Source organism: Thomasclavelia spiroformis DSM 1552 (assembly GCF_025149465.1).
GTDB classification, from domain to species: Bacteria; Bacillota_I; Bacilli_A; order Erysipelotrichales; family Coprobacillaceae; genus Thomasclavelia; species Thomasclavelia spiroformis.
Genome location: NZ_CP102275.1, coordinates 1,867,409 through 1,889,860, shown reverse-complemented (window position 1 = coordinate 1,889,860; position 22,452 = coordinate 1,867,409). Strand labels below are relative to the sequence as shown.

Sequence of the window (22,452 nt, the reverse complement as noted above, 5' to 3'; positions counted from 1 at the left end):
GTTGAATATAAATAATGTTGATATATTGAGGGTAATTTTAAGTGATTAATTTTGTGTAAAAAGTACTTTAAAACCTAACATTTTGATGATATAATTAATCTATAGAAAATTTTAAGGAGGAGTCATAGAATGGCAGAAAAATTATCTTTTGTAGTATCTGATCCAGTAGGATTACATGCTAGACCAGCTACTATCTTAGTTAACCAAGCTAGTAAGTTTACAAGTGATATTAAATTAGTTTATAATGGTAAAGAAGTAAACTTAAAATCTATCATGGGAGTTATGTCTTTAGGTGTTCCTACTAAAGCTACAGTAGAAATCATTGCTGAAGGTGATGATGAAAAAGATGTAATTGCTTCTATTGCTAAAGTTATTAAAGAACAAAAAGTAGCAGAATAAAATATAAAGAAGTCTATTGACTTCTTTTTTATATTGGAGGGAAATATGGCTAAATCGGTTAAAACTAATGCATTAAGATTATTGGATCAAGCAAAGATTGATTATGAAATAAAAGAATATCAATATGATGAAAATCATTTGGATGGTAAGCATGTCTTGTTACAAGTAGAAATGGATGCCAAAGATGTTTTTAAAACTCTGGTTTTAAAAGGAAATAACGATTATTTAGTATGTTGTATACCAGTGCTTGAAGAAATTGATTTAAAAAAGCTTGCAAAGGTATCTAATAATAAAAGTGTAGCAATGATTCATATGAAAGATCTTTTAGCAGTTACAGGATATATTCGTGGTGGATGTTCACCAATTGGAATGAAAAAGAAATTTGATACTTATTTTGATAGTTCAGTTAATAATTGTGACAAAATAGCTTTAAGTGCCGGTAAACGTGGTTATCAAATGATTGTAAATGCTAGTGAATTGATAAATTATTTAGATGCTAAAATATGTGATGTAATTAAGGAGTAGTTATGATTCAATGTTATTATGGCAATGGTAAAGGAAAGACAACAGCAGCTGTTGGTCAAGCTTTAAGAATGGCAGGTGCTGGTAAGAAAGTAATGATGATTCAGTTTTTAAAAGATGGTTTTAGTAGTGAAAATATGATGTTAGAAAAGTGTGGGATTAAAGTTATTGCTCAAAAAATGCCAGAAATGTTTATTGATATGAATGATTCTAAAATGATCAAGGAAGTTAGTTTGATGGTTAATCAGTTATTTGAAAAAATAGATAATAGTTATGATGGGATTATTCTTGATGAATTATTAGATGCTATTTCGTTATCTTTGATTAATGAACAATTAGTTTATGATCGACTTGTTAGTTTGAAAGATAATCATGAAGTTATTTTAACGGGAAGGATGCCTAGTAATAAATTAAAAGTGATTTTTGATTATTCTAGCGAGATAAAAAAGCATAAACATCCATATGATAAAGGAATTATGGCAAGAAAAGGAATTGAATATTAATGTTGATATTTTAAAGCAAATGTGTGAATTTCATTTATAAAAGAAGTAGTCAAATATATGGAGATTTGATATAATTATCTTAAGAGGTGAAATTTATGGATTATAATAAAGAATATCAAAGATGGACTGATTGTAAAGACTTAGATCCATCATTAAAAGCTGAATTATTAAGTATGAATGAAAAAGAAAAAGAAGATGCATTTTATATGAATCTTGAATTTGGAACAGCTGGGATGCGGGGAATTTTAGGTGCTGGTACAAATCGAATGAACATTTATACAATTAGAAAGGCTAATGTTGGTTTTGCAAAATATGTATTAGGTTTACCTGAAGGTAAAGAAAGAGGAGTTGCAATTGGATATGACAATCGACATATGTCTTATAAATTTGCAATTGAAAGCGCTAAAGTATTAGCTACTTATGGAATTAAATCTTATATTTTTGAAAGTTTAAGACCTACTCCTGAATTGTCTTTTGCGGTTCGTTATTTAAAATGTGCCGGTGGTATTATGATTACTGCAAGTCATAATCCAAAAGAATATAATGGTTATAAAGTATATGATGATACAGGATGTCAATTGATTCCTGAATGGGCTGATCAAGTTGTTACTTATGTAAATGAAGTTGAAGATGAACTTGCAATTGAAGTTGCAAGTGATGATGATGCATATCCATATATTACATGGATTGGTGAAGAAGTTGATGAAGCTTATTACAAAGAAGTAATGGCAATTGAAATTAATCCAGGTATGGATAAAAGTGACTTCAAAATCGTATTTTCACCACAACATGGTACATCAAACTTACCAGTTAGAACGTGTTTAACACGTCTTGGATATAATGTTATTCCAGTTTTAGCACAATGTGCACCAGACCCTGATTTTTCAAATACAGCTTCACCTAACCCAGAAATAGCATGTTCATATGATCTTGCTATTAAAAAAGCTAAAGAAGTTGATGCAGATGTAGTTGTTATTTGTGATCCTGATGGAGACCGTTTAGGAGTTGTTGCAAAACATGATGGGGAATATGTTTTAATGTCAGGTAACCAAAGTGCTGCAGTTTATCTTGAATATATTTTAAGTGAGCTTAAAAAACAAGGTAAATTGCCAAGCAATGCAGTAATGTATAATACTATTGTTACTAGTGACTTAGGTGAACTTGTTTCTAAATCATATGGTGTAGAGGTTGAAAAAACTTTAACTGGATTCAAATTTATTGGGGATAAGATTCGTAAATATGAAAAAACTAAAGAAAAAGAATTTGTTTTTGGATATGAAGAATCTTATGGATGTGTTGTTAAAGATTTTGTTCGTGATAAAGATGCAGTTCAAGCAGTTGTTATGGCAGCTGAAGCTGGTAACTTCTATAAAAAACAAGGTAAAGATTTAATTGATGTACTAAATGAGTTATATGAAAAACATGGTACATTTAAAGAATCACAAATTGCTCTAAGTAAAGCTGGAGCAGAAGGTGCTAAACGTATTAAAGAAATCATGGATAATTTAAGAAAAGATGCACCAGCTAAAATAGGTGATTATAAAGTAGTTGCAATAGAAGATTATCAAAGTAGTGAAAAAATTGAAAATGGAGCAACTTCAACTATTGATTTACCAAAATCAAATGTATTAAAATATTATTTAGAAGATGGATCTTGGATTGCTGCTCGTCCTAGTGGAACTGAACCAAAATGTAAGTTCTATTTCTCAATTAAAGGTAGCGATGCTAAAGATGCTAGCGCTAAAACAGAAGTATTCCAAAAAGATATGATGAATATTATCGGTGAATAATATAAAATTTCAAAAAAAGACGTTGATTTATCAACGTTTTTTTTGATGTGGTTTTTAAATTTTTAGTATTTCTAAATCAATATGTTGTGCAAAATCTGTGATTCACTGAATTGAAAAGTATGTATAGATAATAGCAAAGATAGATATATAGTTATATCCTAGGTGCGTAAATACAACTTTGATATTGACATTATTTATTAATAGTTACATTAACATGTTTTAAAATGTAAATGGATATATTGAAGTGTACTTGGTGTTAGGGAAAATTAAAAGGCATATTTTTAGTATTGAAAATTTAATATAATTGTGCCAGAAAGAATGATACATTTCAACTCAGGGGCAGCTTGAGTTAACGATTTAATGGTTATTTGAATGAATGTAAATATGCTCTGTATACTTAATGTACCTTTATAAATATTGGGTGATAATTTTATATCTATTGCTATTAGATTAAAATTATGGAAAACAAAATAATTAAGTATATAAGTATTTAAATAAAGTCACTAATATAAAAAATTATTGGTGACTTTTTTGAAAAAATATAGTGTGTCTATTAAAAAAATTATTGAATGCATTACATATTTTATAGATAAAAATTTTATATAGAATAGATAAATTTAAATATGTGAAAGTTGTAAGAATAATTGCTATAGAATGCATTAATGGTATAATTTTTTATGAAAACTACTAGATAATTGACCTTATTATATAGCGATTATTAATTTAGGGGTAAATGAAATGGAGTATCAAATTATTAATGAAATTATGGTGATAGATCATAATTGTATAAATAAACAGATAATGAAAAAATAAGAAAATATATTGCTCCTGCTGTTAAATATCCTATAGCTATCGGTATTATTTTAGCTTTGGTATTAGGAATCAATAGTTTTTTCGTAATTCACTGAATAGTATCTATTTTTTCTACTGATAATACTGTTTATATTTTATTATTATTTTTTACTTAATATGTCTGTTAAAAATACTTTTTTAGAATATAAACTTATATTTGATGAAGAAAAACTAGTATATATTAATAACAATATAAATATACCTATAAAGTATGTACAAATCGAAAAAATAATCTAGACAGAATATGAATAAAAATCATATGTATAACATAGAAATTCTAGCAAATAGTTTTTCGATTCCTTTAAAAAATAAATAGAAGTGAGAATTATTTATGGACAATATAAAAAACAATTTAATTTTAAAAAAGATTTTATTAATTATTTGTATATTAATTATGACAGTTGGCTGTCAATCAAAAACAGTAGAAACTTCAAAAAATGAAAAAACAACGGTATCAGATAATCATATCTTACATGTTTCTCTTAATGATGATGAAAATGCATTATCATCTATTTATTTAATGAGTGAAGAAAATGAGTTTTCTTCTACGTTTATAAGTAAATATGATATTGGTGCTCATTCAAAATCATATAAAATAATAATTAAATCTGAATATCAAGAGATGATTGAATATTTAGATATGAATATGCCCTCTTCATCTACTGTAACTAGTTTATATATAACAATGGATAATTATACTTTTATAGTTGCTTTATTTAATGAAACTGAATTGGTTTCTAGACAAACGTTTGATATAAGTAAGTACAATCAAGAAAGTGAAAATTTTGTATGCAAATCAAGTACTAATAACAAAATATCTGCTATTGGGTCAAATCAAAGATTAGAAAATGATCTTATTGTTTATGATACGACTTTAGTTATGGTGCATGGGGATGAAGAGTGGAATGAGGATAACGAAGAACAAATAAGATTATCAGTTACTTTGGAGGAACAGTAGATGAAAAAATTAATTTTGATTGTAATGATGTTTTGTATAGGAAATTTATTTATTTTTGCTTCTTTTGATAATACGAGTATTTATACTGTTGAAACTGAATCAGAAATTATAATTGATCAGTTATATGAAAGTAAAAATGTTGAAACATACAAATTTATAATTGATAATGCTATAGAAAATGGTTGTATTAATGTAACATATTATATTGATGATAAAGCAGTTAAAACCAGCTATAATGTGCTTGTATTTCAAGATGAAACAAGTTATTTTTTTATAGGAACCACTTCAAAATGCCTCTTTTTACGACCTGATGAAAAACATAAAAGATTTACTGATGGAAAAGTAGATGTAAGTAGTATTGATGAAGGTTTTATTTATGCTTTGCAAAATGTTAGTTATATAAGGGAAGAAAAAGGTATGATTAGGAATAATGACTTAATCATGCAATTTGAAAATAATTATAATAATCATAATTATAGAATTGAATTTAAGTATGGTGTAGATACTATGTAGAAGCTATTAAATTGCATAATACTTAGTGAATGTGGTTATAATGAAAAATATCCTCAAAATCTAATGCTATTACTGATTCAAAATATTCTATTTAGGTGGGAGTACATTATCTAGCAAATTGCCTTGAAAAGCAGGAATAAAAACCTCCTGCATAATAGTATTACAGACTGAAAAACTGCAAAACTACATAACTAGAATTCCATAATCGATTCTATGTAGTAATCCAATGCTTCATCCAGTAATATGTTCCATTTGCTTGGCATGTTATGAATCTTTTTAAAACAACCTAATTCAACTGGTGACTTGTATGATTTCTTAGAAAGTTGAAGTATGTTGTAAACATACACATGAAGTTATTAGCACTATCAAGAGAGTTAAAACAATTCTTGAGGATCTAGAGAAACTGAAAATAAGGTGATAATCAGTAAAATTAATAGAAAGATATTTATATATAAATTAACTGATAGTAGCGTTAATAATTGATTGTATAACATAATGTAGATATAATATATAGAATAATACTATATAAAGGGGGATAGTTATGATAATTAAATCATCAGCAACAATCCGTTAGAATTATAATGAAATCTCAGAATTGTGTAAAAAACAAAAGAACCTGTTTTTCCTTACAAAAAACGGAGAAGGGGATCTGATAGTCAAGGATATTCTGTTAGTGAAGTCGTTCGAATGATGAATAATGAAATCAATGAAGCAAATGGTGATGAAAAATAGTTATAAGGTCATTATTTCTCAGAAAGTATCGCAGATGTTATTTTCTTATATTGTATATTTAGCACAGGTAATTCCTGATGCAGCTAAAAATTTAGTGACTGAATTTGAAGAAAAAGCAAATTCATTAAGTTTTATATCACTAAAGTGCAGGAGATTATATTTCTAGTCATAAATATCGTTATCTGTTATTTGTGAAAAGATATATGCTGATTTCTCAGATAATTGACAATATTGTTTATGTTAATTATGTTATTGATACTAGACAGGATTATGAGTAGCTGATTCGATAGAGCATTGCATTTTTTCAATGAAATATATAAATTTATAACATGATACTTTTGGAGTTTCTATATTTATATAGAAACTCTTTTTTACCAAATATATACATTTAATTTCAATTACTGAATCAAAAAAATATTGCATTATAACAAAAAAAGGAATAATATACTAAAATGTAGTCATGAGGCTAAAATATGCTAGTTATTATTTAGAAAAACTAGTAGGTACATCAATATTTATTTTTGATTTAACATATTTTCTATAACAATTCAAACTTGTAGGAGATTGAACTATTGTAGAGTATTTTCTAATTTTGAAAGCGCTGTCTTTATAAGTGTAAATTATCAAATAAATATGATATAATAATACATGTAAATATACTCAAGGGGGGATGAAAATGCTTGATGATTTTTTAATACATGTATTTCATAAAGGAAATACTTTAGAAGCGTATAAAGTTTTTGGTGCTCACTTTGAAACTACTGATCATAAAAAAGGGGTACGTTTTACAGTTTATGCACCAAATGCAAGAAGTGTTCAGGTTATAGGTGAATTTAATGATTGGGATGGCAAGAATCATTATATGGAAAAATATACAGATGGTGGGATTTGGACATTATTTATCCCAGGAATTAAAGAAAATATGTTATATAAGTATCGAATTGAAACTCAAAGTTATGCTACAGTAGATCGTGCAGATCCGTATGCTTTTTATAGTGAGTTGAGGCCAGGAACTGCCTCTAGAGTCTACAATATTGAAAAGTTTAAATGGTCTGATCGAAAATGGATGAATAAACGGACTAAAAATTTTGATAAACCAATGAATATTTATGAAGTTAATATAGGTTCTTGGAAGATGAAGAAAGATTTTACTGATGAAGAAGATGGTGAATTTTATTCATATGAAGAGATGATTGATTTATTGATACCATATTTAATTGAAAATAACTATACTCATTTAGAATTGATGCCACTTACTGAATTTCCATTTGATGGATCATGGGGATATCAGGCAACAGGTTATTTCAGTATTACAAGTCGCTATGGAACGCCTAAAGGTTTAATGGCATTTATTAACGCATGTCATAAAGCTGGAATTGGTGTGATTATGGATTTTGTACCTGCTCATTATGTTAAAGATGGTCATGGTTTGTATAAATTTGATGGAGGATTTGTTTATGATTATCCTGATATTGAACGCCGTTATACTGAGTGGGATAGTGTTTATTTTGATGTTGGACGTGAAGAGGTTCGTAGCTTTTTAATGAGTAGTGTTGGATTTTTAGCTGAATATTTCCATATTGATGGTATTCGTTTTGATGCAATCAGTAATTTAATTTATTGGAAAGGAAATAAAGAGCTAGGAATAAATGATGGGGCTCATGAATTTATGCGTCGCATGAATAATCATATGAAAGGATATTATCCTGGAGTTATGTTAATTGCAGAAGATTCTAGTGATTTTTCTGGAGTTACAAAATCACCTGATGTTGGTGGGTTAGGTTTTGATTATAAATGGGATTTAGGATGGATGAATGATACGTTAAAGTATATGAAGTTAGATCCTGTTTATCGTAAGTATGATCATAATTTATTGACTTTTTCAATGGCATATTTTTATAGTGAAAATTTTATTTTGCCATTTTCTCATGATGAAGTAGTTCATAGTAAGGGAACGATTGTTGATAAAATTTGGGGTAATAATGAACAAAAGTTTGCACAGTTAAAAACCCTTTATACTTATATGATGATTCATCCAGGTAAAAAATTGAATTTTATGGGTAATGAATTAGGTGAATATAAAGAATGGGATGAAAAAGTATCACTTGGATGGAATATTTTAAAATATCCTATTCATGATTCATTTCATAAATTCATGATTAAATTAAATGAAATATATGTTAATCATTTATGTATGTATCAACAAGATTATGGCTTTGATGGTTTTGAATGGTTAGTAGTTGATGATAGTAATCAAAGTGTTTTTGCAATTGAACGTAAAGATACTGAAGGTAATTCATTAATTGCAGTAATGAATTTTACAGAAAATAAACATATTGGTTATAAAATACCAGTTAATAAACCGGGTAGTTATAAAGAAATTTTAAATAGTGATACTGATATTTATACTGGTAGTAATTTTGTAAATAAAAGAGCTATTAGTGCTAAAAAAGAGAAAACTTTAAACAAAGATTATTATATACCTGTAAATATAGCGCCATTTGCTAGCATGATTTTTGAATATAAACCAAAAAGTGAAAAAACAAATAAGGGGAAATAAGATGTTTAAGACTAAAGAAGAATTTAAATATGAATTTTCAAAAAGAATTATTGAAACTTATGGAAGAACAGTTGAAGAATCGCATATTACAGAAAAGTTTTTAGTATTAGAATTAATGGTAAGGGATTATGCTTCAGTTAATTGGGCAACAAGTAAAGCATTAATTAGAAACAATAATCAAAAACAAATGCATTATTTTTCGATGGAATTTTTAATGGGTCGTTTATTAGTTAATAATATGATGAACCTAGGAATATATGATATTGCTAAAGAAGGATTGGCTGAATTTGGTATTAATATTCATGATTTAGAGGAATTGGAATCTGATGCTGGTCTTGGAAATGGTGGATTAGGTAGATTAGCAGCATGTTTTATGGATTCTTTAGCTTCACTTGCTTATCCAGGGCATGGACATACAATTCGTTATGAATTTGGATTGTTTAAACAAAAAATTGAAAATGGTTATCAAATTGAATTACCTGATCAATGGATGCAAACTGGTTTTAATTGGGAAGTAAGAAAACCAAAACATCGTGTACCAGTTAAATTCTTTGGAAAAATTGTTTATAATGATGCAACTGGAAAATATGAACATATTGATACAGAAGAAGTATATGCAGTACCTTATGATGTACCAATTATTGGTAATGATACAACAACTACTAATACTTTAAGATTATGGGGTGCTGAGGCTAGTGAAAACATTCCTGCTAATCAAGATTTTAGACATTATATTCAAAATGTTCGAGATATTTGCCAGATGCTTTATCCAGATGATTCAACACCAGCTGGTAAAATGTTACGTTTGAAACAAGAATATTTCTTTACTTGTGCGGGATTAAGTTCAATTGTTAAAGCGCATTTAAGAAATTATCCAAATTTAGATAATTTTCATGAAAAAAATGTTATTCAGTTAAATGATACTCATCCGGTTCTTGCAATTCCTGAATTAATGAGAATTTTAATTGATGAAAAAGGTTATGAATGGGATGATGCTTGGGATATTACTACACAAACTTTTGCGTATACAAATCATACAATTTTAGCTGAAGCATTAGAAACATGGCCAATAGATGTAATGCAAACATTATTACCACGTATTTATCAAATTATTGAAGAGATTCATCGCCGTTTTATTGGGTATGTAAAAATGGTAAGTAACCGTGATGAAGAATTATTGAATCGTGTAATGATTTTAAGAGATGGTTTGGTATATATGGCACGGTTAGCTATTGTGGGAAGTTTTAGTGTTAATGGAGTGGCTAAATTACATTCAGATATATTAGTTGAACGTGAATTAAGAGATTTTGCTGTTTTGTATCCAAATAAATTTAATAATAAAACAAATGGGGTAACTCATCGTAGATGGCTTGCATATTGTAATCCACAACTTGCTTCTTTAATTACTGAATATATTGGTGATGAGTGGATTAAACACCCAGAAAAATTAGAAGATTTAATGAATTATGTTGATGATGTAAATTTACAAGAACGTTTCTTGGAAGTTAAAAAAGAAAGAAAACAAGTTTTAGCTGACTATATTTTAAAACATAATGGCATAAAAGTTGATGTTGATAGTATTTTTGATATTCAAGTTAAACGTTTACATGCTTATAAACGTCAGTTATTAAATATTTTACATGTAATTGATTTATATTTTAGAATGAAGGAAAATCCTGATTATCGTATTGAACCAAGAACATTTATTTTTGGAGCTAAGGCGGCAAGTGGATATTATTTTGCAAAAAAAGTTATTAAATTAATTAATAGTGTTGGAGATGTTGTAAATAATGATCCTGAAACAAATAAATATTTAAAAGTTATTTTCTTAGAAAATTATGGAGTAACTTTAGCTGAAAAAATTATGCCAGCTGCTGATGTTTCTGAACAGATTTCTACTGCAGGTAAAGAAGCAAGTGGAACCGGTAATATGAAATTTATGATGAATGGTGCAATTACTTTAGGTACTTTAGATGGAGCTAATGTTGAAATTTCTCAACTTGTTGGTGATGAAAATTGTGTTATTTTTGGTTTAAAAGATCATGAAGTTAAAGAACTACAAGTTAATGGTAGTTACCATGCTTGGGATGTTTATAATAATAATCCACGTATTAGACGTGTTATTGATAGTTTGATGGATGGTACATTTATTGAAAATAGAGAAGAATTTAGAGTTATTTTTGAAGAATTGATGAATAAAAATGATGAATATTTCTTATTAGCTGATTATGATTCTTATTGTCAAGCACAAATGAAAGTTAGAGATTTATATAAAAATCGTCATAATTGGGCTAAGATTTGTTTGATTAATATTGCAAAAAGTGGATTCTTTTCATCAGATCGAACTATTCAAGAATATGTTGATGATATTTGGCATTTAGAAAAATTAAAATTTTAGAAGATAAAGATTAAAGGACTGTTTTGATTAACTAAAGAAATTAGTTGATTTAGATAAGTCCTTTTTTATTATGAGTTATATTAGATTACAATAATTTATTTCAATTTTTGTAAAAAAAATTACAAATATTATAACTAATAATTAAAAATATCATATGTTAAAATTATAATATCCTAATGAAAGGGGATACAATAATAAAAAGGAGATGATAAAAAGTAATGGTTAATTGAATATTAGAAAAATTAATTATATATCAAAAATGAGGAAGGATATGATAAAATGCGATACATAAAAAAATATTTATTACTATTATTACTGTTTTTGTAACAATAACTACTGCTACAAGTAATATTGTAATAACAAATGCATTAGATAATGTGAATCAATATGCAATTATGCGTGAAAAATTTCATGATATGGCTGTTGGTGGAGATTATGATGTTAACGATCCAATTGTTAAACCAATGTTAAAATCAATCAATGATACTGCACAGGCATATTGGGATAATATGAATAAAAATCCTGTTTCTAATGCAATAAATGGAAGCTATATGAATGAAGATGATACTGCTTTAGATCCAAATTTAGATGCATCTAAAGATTATGTTTTTCCAGAGTATCCTTTAGGAAAACGTAGAAGTGGGAGTAGTTCGTATATTAATGCAAATTCGATTCAGTTTACATATCAATATATTAGAGCGATGGCTTTAGCATATGAAACAAAAGGATGTGCACTATATAAAAATAAAGATATGCTTGAAGATATTAAAATGGCATTAGAGTTTATGAACAAATATCATTACAATCAAGCATTTAAACAAGGAGATAAGACTGTTCCTTATGGTAACTGGTTTTCTTGGCGTTTGGGGGCACCAGTATATTTAGGGGAAACATTATTACTTTTATATGATGATTTAGATAAAGAAGTGATTAACAAATATGCTACAACTATGGAAGAATTTGTTAACTGGACTTCTTTTACAGGTGCTAATTCAACATGGAATGAAAGAGTAAGTATGTATACCGGTTTATTAACAGAAAAAGAATCCTATATGAGCCATATTCAATCTGTTATGCCTACAGTATTAAAGTATACTGAACCAGGAGATGGATCTTTCCCTGATGGATATTATGAAGATGGAACATTTATTCAACATACAACATTCCCTTATAATGGTGGATATGGTTTAATGTGTTTAACTGATACGGCTTATTTATTATATATGCTTTCAGGAACAAAATGGGATCTTGGTGAAGCTAGTGCTAATATTGTATATGATTGGGTTATAGATTCATATGAACCAATGGTATATAATGGATTAAGTATGGATGCTTTTCGTGGTAGAGAAATTACTAGAAGTGATACAACTCAACCTAGAGGTGCATTGATTATTGCCAATGCAATGTTAATGTTAAGTGAAAATGCTCCTGAAAACATTCAAGAACAATTTAAAGGGTGTATTAAACAATGGTTTAGTAATGATTTTATGATTGAACAGATGAACGCTAGTGCTGATACACCATGGTATAAATTTCCTTTAGATACAGTTGTTAAGGTGAATAATATTTTAAATAATGATAGTATTACACCAATAAGTTTTGATGGAACAACTTATCAGATGAATAATGGAGCACGTACAATTCATTGGTCAAAAGAAGGATGGGCTTATACAATTGCAATGTCTTCTCCAACAATCAAAACTTATGAAGGTGGTGATTCCAATAATAAAGGATGGTATATTGGAAATGGTGCTACTTATTTATATACAAATGATTTAGAACGTACTGAAGGAGTAGAAAAAGCAACAAAAGATTGGTATCGTATTCCAGGAGCTACATCAGTATATGGAAGAAATCAAGGGACTCAATACAATTTAAATCCATTTGCAGGTGGAGTCACTGATGGTGTATATGGTGTATCTGGGATGGATCTCTCAATGACAACTCATGATTTGAAAGCAAAAAAATCTTGGTTTATGTTTGATGATGAAGTTGTTGCTTTGGGAAGTAATATTAGTGGACAATACGATGTAGAAACAACACTTGAAAATTATAAAATTGATAATGAAAATAGAACTTACTATGTAGATGGTAATAAACAAACTATGACGATGGATGGTGCAGAAATTGCTTATGATAATGCTAAAACATTCCATATGAGTGGAAATGTAGAAGATTCAGATATTGGATTTTATTTCCCAAACAACTTAGATATTAATGTAAAAAGTGAAACTAGATCAGGAACATGGTCTTCTTTAGGGGAATATAATCGTGATACTAATACATATAGTGCTGATTATTTTACTGCTTGGATGGATCATAGTGCAAACGGAAATGGTGCTAATGATAGTTCATATTCCTATGTATTATTACCAGGGAAATCTGTAGATGAAACAACTGAGTACGCAACAAATAGTGATATTGAAATTATCCGACAAGATGATAAGGCACATGCTGTTTATGAAAAGAGTTTAGGTACATTAGGAGTAAATTTCTGGCAAAAAGGATATACTTCAGTTGATTTAGGTAATGTTAAAAATTATGTAACAAGTGATAGTCCTGCTTCTGTTATGATCAACGATACTGATAATGGCTTAAACGTTTCAGTTACAGATACAACTCAACAAAATAAAGATTATATAACATTAGAAATTAATCGTGAAGTAAGCGGAATAGTTAGTAGCGACAAAGAAATAGAAGTTATTCAAATGGCACCTACAACAATTATTAAAGTTAATGTTAAAGATGCTGATGGTAAAAATTTCCAAATTAAGTTTTCATATGATGATGTGGATTTAAAACCTACTTCTATTGCAAATGTTTCTATGGATGATGATGCTTTAGTAGTAGATATCAATCGTGAAGTAAATGCAAAAAGTTATTTGATTCATTATGGCGTTGAAAGTGGAAAATATACAGATGTTTTAGAAACTGAAGATTTAACAACACGAATTTATGGATTAACACCAGATACTACTTATTATTTAAATGTACAAGCAAAAAATGGTGAAAATATTAGTGAATTTGGTAAAGAAGTTTCTTTTACAACAACAGCAACAACTTCATTTTTTGATGAATTTGAAACAATGGATAAAATGTTAACACATACATCAAATTGGGACTTTGATTCAGGAAATGCTGGACAAGGTGGACAACCAAATAACTTTGAGGGTGATAGTACGCGAATTAAACGTGTTGGTTCAAATAAAAATAGTGAAGAGTCAATTGTTTATATGCTTCCAAGTCTTCAAGATTTTAATTTAGAAGTATATGGTTATGATAATTCTATTGGAACAATCAATATATATACATCACAAGATGGAGAAATTTGGCAAAAACAAGAATATCGTAAATCAACGCCTGTAAATACAAAAAATGGATGGTTTAGACAAAATTTATTAACACCAGATAGCGGTGTAAATGAAAATGCAAATTATCTTAAAATTGAAGTTTGTGATCATCCAACAAAAGTATGGGCACCACAATTTACTAGATTTGATGCAACAATGAAAAATTCAAGTAATCTTAAAATGTTGAAGGATTCAATGCAAAATGATAGTAAAACATATTTAACTAATGATGTTGATTATACAACTTATTTAGAAGATGATGTAGTAAACGCAACAAGTGATAATGGGGAATTATTATATAGTTATACAAATATTAAAGAAGGAACAATTATCGCTTATGTTAAAGATGGTGGGAAAATTGATGTTCTTACATCAAAAGATGGTTTGACTTATCAGCCATTAGAAGTTTCAAAAGAAGAAATAGAAACAAAAGATGGATATACTAAAATAAAAATTCATATTCCTGAATTGGAAGAAAATACTGATTATTTAAAAATAGCAATGTCAAAAGATAGTATGATTTTAGATGTTGCATTAAATTATGTTCCAGAAAATGCAGATATTCAACAAATTCGTTTTGTTGATGAAAAAATTGATGGAGTTATTGATTATGATATTGTCCCTTCTATTAAAGTAGCTCCAATGAATGCACAAAGTAAACTTGTTTATAGTTCAAGTAATGATGATATTGCTTCATTTAAAGATGGTACATTACAGTTTATAAAACAAGGTACGGCAACAGTGAATGTAGAAGTTAATGGAAAAGATATATCTGCATCTTTGCCAATTACTGTATATAAAGATATGGCATTAAAAAAGACAGCAACTGCAAGTTCATCAAAAGCTGGTTATGGAGTAGCAAATGCTGTTGACGGTAACACTGACACAACAAGATGGCAATCTAATACAGAAGGTAAAGAATGGATTCAAGTAGATTTAAGAAAAGAAACAACATTTGATGCAATTGATCTTAGTTGGTATTCAAATGGTGAAAGTTATGATATTTTGATTTCTAATGATGGAAAAAATTGGAAAACTATTAAATCAATAACAGATGCTAAGTATGGTCAATATGCACGATTTGATTTTGATGAACCAATAACTGCTCGTTATGTAAAAATACAAGGGGTAAGTGAAGCTCAATATTCATTATTTGCTTTCCGTGTTTTACAAAAAACAGGAAGTGAAGACGAAGTTGAATTAGAACCATGGAATCTAGCATTAAATAAACCGGCATATAGTAGTGGATTACATCCAAGTGATGGAAATGGAAAAGCAGAAAAATATGCCGTAGATGGAAGTATTGCTACACGTTGGGCATCAAGAAGAACAAATGATGAATGGTTTTATGTGGATTTACAAGCTAACTGTAATATACAAGCAGTTAATATATTATGGGAAACTGCTTCAGCAAAAGAGTTTAAATTACAAATATCTAATGATGGTAAAACATGGATTGATATGGCACATATAAAAAATAATAGTGTACAAGGAGATTGGACAAATCATACTTTTAGTCAAGATTATGTTGGTAGATATGTGCGTATGCAAGGAATTGAAGCTAATACAAAGTATGGATATTCTATTTATGAATTCCAAGTAATGGGAACAACAATTGATGATCCGGATAATCAAGATATTAATAGTATATCATTTGTAGATACTACAATGAGTATGTTAAAAGGACAAACAACTACACTTGATATTATAACTGATCCAGAAAATATCATCTCTTCTAGTATTGGATGGAAATCATCAGATCCTAGTTTAGTAACTGTTAATAACAATGGTAAAATTACAGTTAAAGGTAAATCAGGATTTGCAACAATTACAGCTTATTCGATAAAGAATCCTGATGTTAAAGCAGAGTGTATAATTAATATTACACCAAATGCTGGAAAAGTAATTAAGGTAGAAGGGTTATCTTTAATAAATACAATCGATACACTTGCATTAGGTGATATTCATCAATTAAGTGCTAAAATTACTCCAGAAAATGCTACACATAAATATATTATTTGGTCAAGCAGTGACGAAACAATTATTCAAATCGATGCTACTGGAAAATTAAAAGCTGTTGGAATTGGAGTGGCAACAATTACAGCAAAAACAACTGGGGGAACAAGTGTAGATTTAACAATTACAGTTAAAGAAGTTAATAGAGATGCTTTACAAGAAGCATATAATAACAATAAAGATAAAACTAGCGAAACTTATACACCAGTAAGTTGGCAAGTATTTGATGAAGCAATGCAACATGCAAAAGCTGTATTGGATAATGAAAATGCTAGTCAAAAAGAAGTAGATCAAGCATTAACAATTTTAATAACTGCAGTAGAAGGATTAGTAAAAAAAGCTAATAAGTTTGAATTACAAATTGCAATTGACTTAGCTAATGCAATTACTGATGAAGATTTAGAAAAAGTAATTCCAGTAGTAGTTGATGAATTCATTGCAGCAAGAGATGAAGCTAATGCAGTTTACAATAATGAAAATGCTTCACAAGTTGAAGTAAATAATGTATTTGATAGACTTGCTAGTGTAATGCAAAAATTAGAATTCTTCAAGGGTGACAAAACAGCATTAAAAGCATTCATCGATAAAGTAAGTGGATTAGAAGCTGATAAATATATTCAAGCTACATGGACAGCATTTGAAACAGAATTAAGTGAAGCAAAAGCTGTGTATAAAGATGAAAATGCAATGCAAGAAGAAGTAAATAAAGCTTACAGTGAATTAGTAACAGAATTCTTGAACTTAAGATTAATTCCAGATAAGAGTCTATTAGAAGAGTTAATCAATCAAGCAGAAGGATTAAATAGTGCAAACTATACAAAAGCAACATTTGATGGATTAACAAAAGCATTAAATGAAGCAAAAGTAGTATTTGAAAATCCAAATGCTTCACAAGTTGAAGTAGACAATGCAAAAGCTACATTAGAAAAAGCAATTGCCGGATTACAAACAGTAACAATTGATAACACAGTAAGTACACCAGTAAATAATGGTGATACAACTACAAGTGTAAAAACAGGAGATGAAAGCTTAACAGGAATGTTTGCAACAATAGCATTATTAAGTGTAGCTGGGTATACAGTGTTAAAAAGAAAAGAAGATTAATATAAATAAAAGACTTCTAGACTATTAAGATTTCTTAATAGAAAAGAAGTCTTTTTTTATTTAATAAGAATTTGGATTCGTCAACGGGTATATTGTAAAAATAAAACTATAAGGGTACCTTTAAAATAAGGTACCCAAAAAAGTGTCAGAAAATATTATTTCCTGAACATGTTTTTATTACACTCTGGACATTGGCAGCTGTATCTTCTTTCTTTTGATCCGTTATGTAATTCTATTTCCAAAAATTCTTCCAGTATCCAATCAGGTACGTCTTCTTCATACCCGCATGATTCACATTTCATCCTGACCATTACATCATTTTCAATAAACTGCATAAGTTCTTCATCAGTCCATCCCTGTTGCTGCTGGTCTGGTTCGACTTTTGAGATACTTTGAGTTGTAGATGCATCCGTTTCGATATCGTCTGTCATTTTTTATCCCTCCTTCAAAAGGATCATATGTCTCTGCATAATTCATTATTTCTCCACATGTACATAGTAGAGGATCCCTCTGAAATGATTGTATCATATAATATCTGAAATGTGTCTTTTCCTTATTTATTTTAGCTGCTGCTGCTCTTTCTTTTTTGTACTGAACTTTACGTTTAAGTTTTTTTCCAACCAGTTCTGCCATTCTGTCATATGTCTTTAAACTTTTGTTTGCATAGAATCCAAAATATCTTACCATCTTAAAATTTCTTTCAGGACAGTGTAGAACAACATTATTGATAAAACTGGTAACTGGTTCGATTACATCAATACGCTTATCATCTTCGTGTCGGTGATAAAACCAGTGAACTGTTTTATTGATATCATCATATTTTACTATCCTGCTTTCGGCCATGACCGGTCTGCTGGTATACCTGGTGATATATTTAACGCAATCATTGATATCGTCTTCATCCTGATCTTTTTTGAATTTAGGAGCATGGACATAGAAACCTTCAGTGTATTTAGTATAATACCAGAGTTTTAGTCTTCTGAAGGTCTCATTGTTACCGATTCTTTTATCAAGATAATCAAGTAGCTGATATCGCCATGTCTGTCTTAGTTTTTTATAGGACATAAAGGAAAAGTTTTTAATTTTATCATTTTTTGTATCGTATGCATCTTCACATACTAAAATATGAATATGAGGATTCCATTGGAGATTACGCCCAAAAGTATGCAATGAAGCGATAGCACCAAATATAATATTATTTCTGGTATCTTTGTAGAGATATTTGGATTTGTGCTTTGTTTTTTTGCAGATATGATTCTTTTTAAATCTGTTTTTCATTTTACGGTATTTACAGTCATTGAAAAGAGAAGCCAGTACATTGCGAGATACAGTGAAGAAACCCTCAAGAAGAGATCTGTCTTTTAAAAAGAAAGGTCTAAGTTCTTTAGGGATAGTAAAAACAATGTGTCGATGTTTTGATTCAAAAGCCATAGCAGAAACATGAGCAGCACGTTGCTGGGCAGCTTTTGAACCGCATTTGCTGCAGAATCTGGAAGAACAGGTATGAGGGACAATAGTTTCATGACCGCAGTTAGGGCATTCGAAAAGATCGAAACCTAAATAAACAGAGGAGCAAAGAATAGTTTTTTGAATATTATCAAAAGTAATATCACGCAATTTACCAGAAAGATAAAGATTGTGAATATATTCAAAATTATCAAAGAAAATGTATTTAAAAGATTCTTTAGAATTTTTTTTAAAATATTGTCTTAAATTAAAAAGAGCTAATGTATCAGTAGGTACAGCTAAATCAATCATCTAAAATCACCAGTTCTATTATAAAACAAAAAAAGGGAGATAATCATAAAAGTTGTGATTTATCACCCAATGGACAAAATTTATTTTTGTCCTTTTTTTAAATAAATGTGTAAAATATAATAAAAAAAGATGATGGATGTAATTTGTTTTTAAATTGATTTTGTTTAACAACATCTATATAATATGTTTAAAATTATGATAGCTATTAAAGATAACTACTGAATGAAAATTTTTATTGATGTATAAATATAAATTTAATGTAATATAATATAAAGTAAAAATAGGATGATTGCTTAAATTGTTTGGATAAGCTATAATGTGATTGATAAAAGAGGTGAGAGTCATGGAAAAAAGTGCTATTAGGATGATTGCACAGATGATATCTTTAAATAGAATAGAAGTATTATTTTTAAAACAATATTATGGGGGTTATAGCCCAAAATTCTATTTACGAGATATGAGAAATAATAGTCTTAAGGAAATAAAAATTGCTGATAAATATGAAGATGATAGATTTATTCATTACTATTTCAATGAAATTGAAATAGATTTTTGTCGTGTTTATCAAATTGTTGATGCGTATGGTTTATCTGAAACATTACAATATAGTAAACTTGTTTATGATGAAGATTTTTTAAATATGAATTATTATGATGGTGACGATTTAGGTAATAATTATCATATGGAATATACTGAATTTAAAGTATGGACACCAACGGCATTAGAGGTGAAAGTATTGATTACAAAAAATGACACTACTTGTAGTTATAATATGAAAAGATTAGATAAAGGGGTGTTTTATGCTAAGATTGAAGGGGACTATGATAATTGCAGATATGTTTATTTAGTTAGACATCATAATGAATATTGTTTTACAGTGGATCCATATGCTTATAGCTCATCTTCTAATAGTCAAAGCAGTATAATTATTAATTTAGATAAAACTAAAATAGAATTAAATCGTGAATGTTTGAAGCCACTTTTAAAGAAAACAGATGCGATTATTTATGAAGCAAATGTTCGTGATTATACAATGTATGATAATTGTTCAAGTAAATATAAAGGGAAATTTAAAGGAATATGTGAAGAGGGTTTAAAAACTAAACATGGTAATAGTGCGGGATTAGATTATTTAGTTGAATTAGGAATTACTCATTTGCAGTTAATGCCGATTCAAGATTTTGCTACAGTTGATGAAAATCATCAAAAAATGTTATATAATTGGGGTTATGATCCGGCTCAATATAATGTACCTGAAGGAAGTTATTGTAGTGATCCAAATAATGGATATAGTCGAGTTATTGAATGTAAGGAAATGGTTTCTAAACTACATTCTAAAGGCATTAGGGTAATTATGGATGTTGTTTATAATCATGTATATGATGTTAATGCTAATGCTTTTGAAAGATTAGTACCAGGTTATTATTTTAGAAAAAATCCCGATGGTAGTTTATCAAATGGTTCATGGTGTGGAAATGATGTAGATAGTCAAAAAAAGATGGTTAGAAAATATATTGTTGATATGTCAAAACGTTGGCAGCAGTTTTATGGATTTGATGGTTTTCGTTTTGACTTAATGGGTATTATTGATATTGAAACTATTAATGAAGTTTATCGTGTATGTAGTGATTATGATTCATCATTTATTTTATATGGTGAAGGGTGGAACATGCCGACAAATTTACCTGATAGTGAAAAGGCAATGCAGTACAATCATGATAAGTTATTAAATATTAGTTTTTTTAATGATACTTTTCGTGAGGTTATAAAAGGTGGTAGTGGTGATTCTGTTTTAGTTAATAAGGGTTTTGTTACAGGTAATTTATATGAAACTCAGCGAGCAAGAGATGTTATTAATGGCTTGAGTTGTTATTCAAAAGTTGATCAATCAATTAATTATGTTGAATGTCATGATAATGCAACGGTTTTTGATAAGTTGTATATTTCTAATGTTGAAGAAGGATTAGATGGTATTTTAAATCGTGAAAAAAATTTAACAATTATAACATTATTGTCACAAGGAATTCCTTTTATTCATGCTGGACAGGAGTTTTATCGTACTAAAGGTGGCGTTTATAATTCGTATAACTCTCCTGATAATATTAATTGTATTAATTGGGATTTTCGTGATATTTATAAAAAAGATGTTGATGATATCAAAAAAATTATTAAGTTACGTAAAGAAAATAAATGTTTTCGATATGCTTCAAATGAAGAAATTGAAAAAAATGTTGTTGTAGAAAATATTGATTATAAGATGGTCAAATATGTATTAAAACAAGATGAAGGAATGTATAGAGAATTTGTAATTTATATTAATCCATCTAATTTTACATTTGATTATCAAGAAAAAGAATATGAATATATTTATGGTAAAATTGATAATGGACAAATTGGAGCAAAGACGATTGTTATTTTAGCTAAATAAAGGAGAAGTAAATGAAATTAATTGTAGGATTAGGAAATCCAGGTAAAGAATATGCTGGAACACGTCATAATTGTGGGTTTATGGTAATTGATCATTTAGCTAGTAAGTTAAATGTAGATGTTGATCAAAATAAGTTTAAAGGATTATATGCTAAGGTAAAATATCACGGTGAAGATATTATTTTATTAAAGCCTCAAACATATATGAATCTTTCAGGAGAATCAGTCAATGCAGTGATGAATTTTTTTAAGATTGATAAAGAGGATTTACTTGTGATATATGATGATCTAGATATGCCGGTTGGTAAATTAAGATTAAGAAAAACAGGTAGTGCTGGTGGTCATAATGGTATTAAAAATATTATTGCCCATTTAAATAGTCAGGATTTTAAAAGAATTAGAGTAGGGATTGATCGTCATAAATATATGAACGTAGCTGATTATGTTTTATCACGTTTTTCTAAAGTTGAAAGTGAAGCAATTGAGCAAGGAATTGAAAATGCAGCTAATGCAGTGCTTGATTATCTTGATAATGATTTTAATCATGCAATGAATTATTATAATTAGAGG

Annotated in this window: 13 protein-coding genes; 11 read left to right on the top strand and 2 right to left on the bottom strand. The window is 28.5% G+C overall.

Annotation, left to right across the window (positions count from 1 at the left end; genetic code table 11):
- The first annotated feature begins 129 nt into the window (after nt 1–129).
- The 9 genes from NQ543_RS09090 (at nt 130) to NQ543_RS09050 (ending at nt 17,697) form a co-directional block, all read left to right on the top strand.
- Entirely contained in the window at nt 130–399 is a 270-nt protein-coding gene (locus NQ543_RS09090; protein ID WP_004608954.1) for a phosphocarrier protein HPr, read from the top strand.
- Nucleotides 400–444: 45 nt separating this feature from the next.
- Nucleotides 445–924: a Cys-tRNA(Pro) deacylase gene (ybaK, locus tag NQ543_RS09085; protein WP_004608953.1), complete on the top strand. Its 480-nt coding sequence runs from the start codon at nt 445–447 to the stop codon at nt 922–924.
- A 2-nt stretch (nt 925–926) separates the two neighbouring features.
- Nucleotides 927–1,424: a cob(I)yrinic acid a,c-diamide adenosyltransferase gene (locus NQ543_RS09080; RefSeq protein WP_004608952.1), complete on the top strand. Its 498-nt coding sequence runs from the start codon at nt 927–929 to the stop codon at nt 1,422–1,424.
- 95 nt (nt 1,425–1,519) lie between these two features.
- Nucleotides 1,520–3,214 (top strand): phospho-sugar mutase, encoded by a 1,695-nt coding sequence (locus tag NQ543_RS09075; protein ID WP_004608951.1) that lies wholly within the window; start codon nt 1,520–1,522, stop codon nt 3,212–3,214.
- A 1,183-nt stretch (nt 3,215–4,397) separates the two neighbouring features.
- Nucleotides 4,398–5,024, top strand: a complete 627-nt coding sequence (locus NQ543_RS09070; RefSeq protein WP_004608948.1) for a hypothetical protein — start codon at nt 4,398–4,400, stop codon at nt 5,022–5,024.
- Nucleotides 5,025–5,537 carry a hypothetical protein gene (locus tag NQ543_RS09065; RefSeq protein WP_004608947.1) on the top strand — a complete coding sequence of 171 codons (513 nt, stop codon included), beginning with the start codon at nt 5,025–5,027 and terminating at the stop codon, nt 5,535–5,537.
- Nucleotides 5,538–6,945: 1,408 nt separating this feature from the next.
- Complete coding sequence (gene glgB / locus NQ543_RS09060; protein ID WP_083784263.1) at nt 6,946–8,829, top strand: 1,4-alpha-glucan branching protein GlgB; 1,884 nt, start codon at nt 6,946–6,948, stop codon at nt 8,827–8,829.
- A gap of 1 nt (nt 8,830) precedes the next feature.
- On the top strand, nt 8,831–11,227 hold the full coding sequence (locus NQ543_RS09055; RefSeq protein ID WP_039903521.1) for a glycogen/starch/alpha-glucan phosphorylase: 2,397 nt from the start codon (nt 8,831–8,833) through the stop codon (nt 11,225–11,227).
- A gap of 377 nt (nt 11,228–11,604) precedes the next feature.
- Entirely contained in the window at nt 11,605–17,697 is a 6,093-nt protein-coding gene (locus NQ543_RS09050) for a polysaccharide lyase family 8 super-sandwich domain-containing protein (protein ID WP_004608943.1), read from the top strand.
- 155 nt (nt 17,698–17,852) lie between these two features.
- Here the strand turns inward: NQ543_RS09050 and NQ543_RS09045 are convergent, their stop codons facing one another.
- On the bottom strand, nt 17,853–18,032 hold the full coding sequence (locus NQ543_RS09045) for a hypothetical protein (RefSeq protein WP_004608942.1): 180 nt from the start codon (nt 18,030–18,032) through the stop codon (nt 17,853–17,855).
- A gap of 10 nt (nt 18,033–18,042) precedes the next feature.
- Nucleotides 18,043–19,455 (bottom strand): IS91 family transposase, encoded by a 1,413-nt coding sequence (locus NQ543_RS09040; RefSeq protein ID WP_004608941.1) that lies wholly within the window; start codon nt 19,453–19,455, stop codon nt 18,043–18,045.
- Nucleotides 19,456–19,798: 343 nt separating this feature from the next.
- Here NQ543_RS09040 and pulA point away from each other — a divergent pair, with 343 nt between their 5' ends.
- Nucleotides 19,799–21,883, top strand: coding sequence for a type I pullulanase (pulA, locus tag NQ543_RS09035; protein ID WP_004608940.1), 2,085 nt, complete (start codon nt 19,799–19,801; stop codon nt 21,881–21,883).
- Between the two features lie 11 nt (nt 21,884–21,894).
- On the top strand, nt 21,895–22,449 hold the full coding sequence (pth, locus tag NQ543_RS09030; RefSeq protein WP_004608939.1) for an aminoacyl-tRNA hydrolase: 555 nt from the start codon (nt 21,895–21,897) through the stop codon (nt 22,447–22,449).
- The last annotated feature ends 3 nt before the right edge of the window (nt 22,450–22,452 follow it).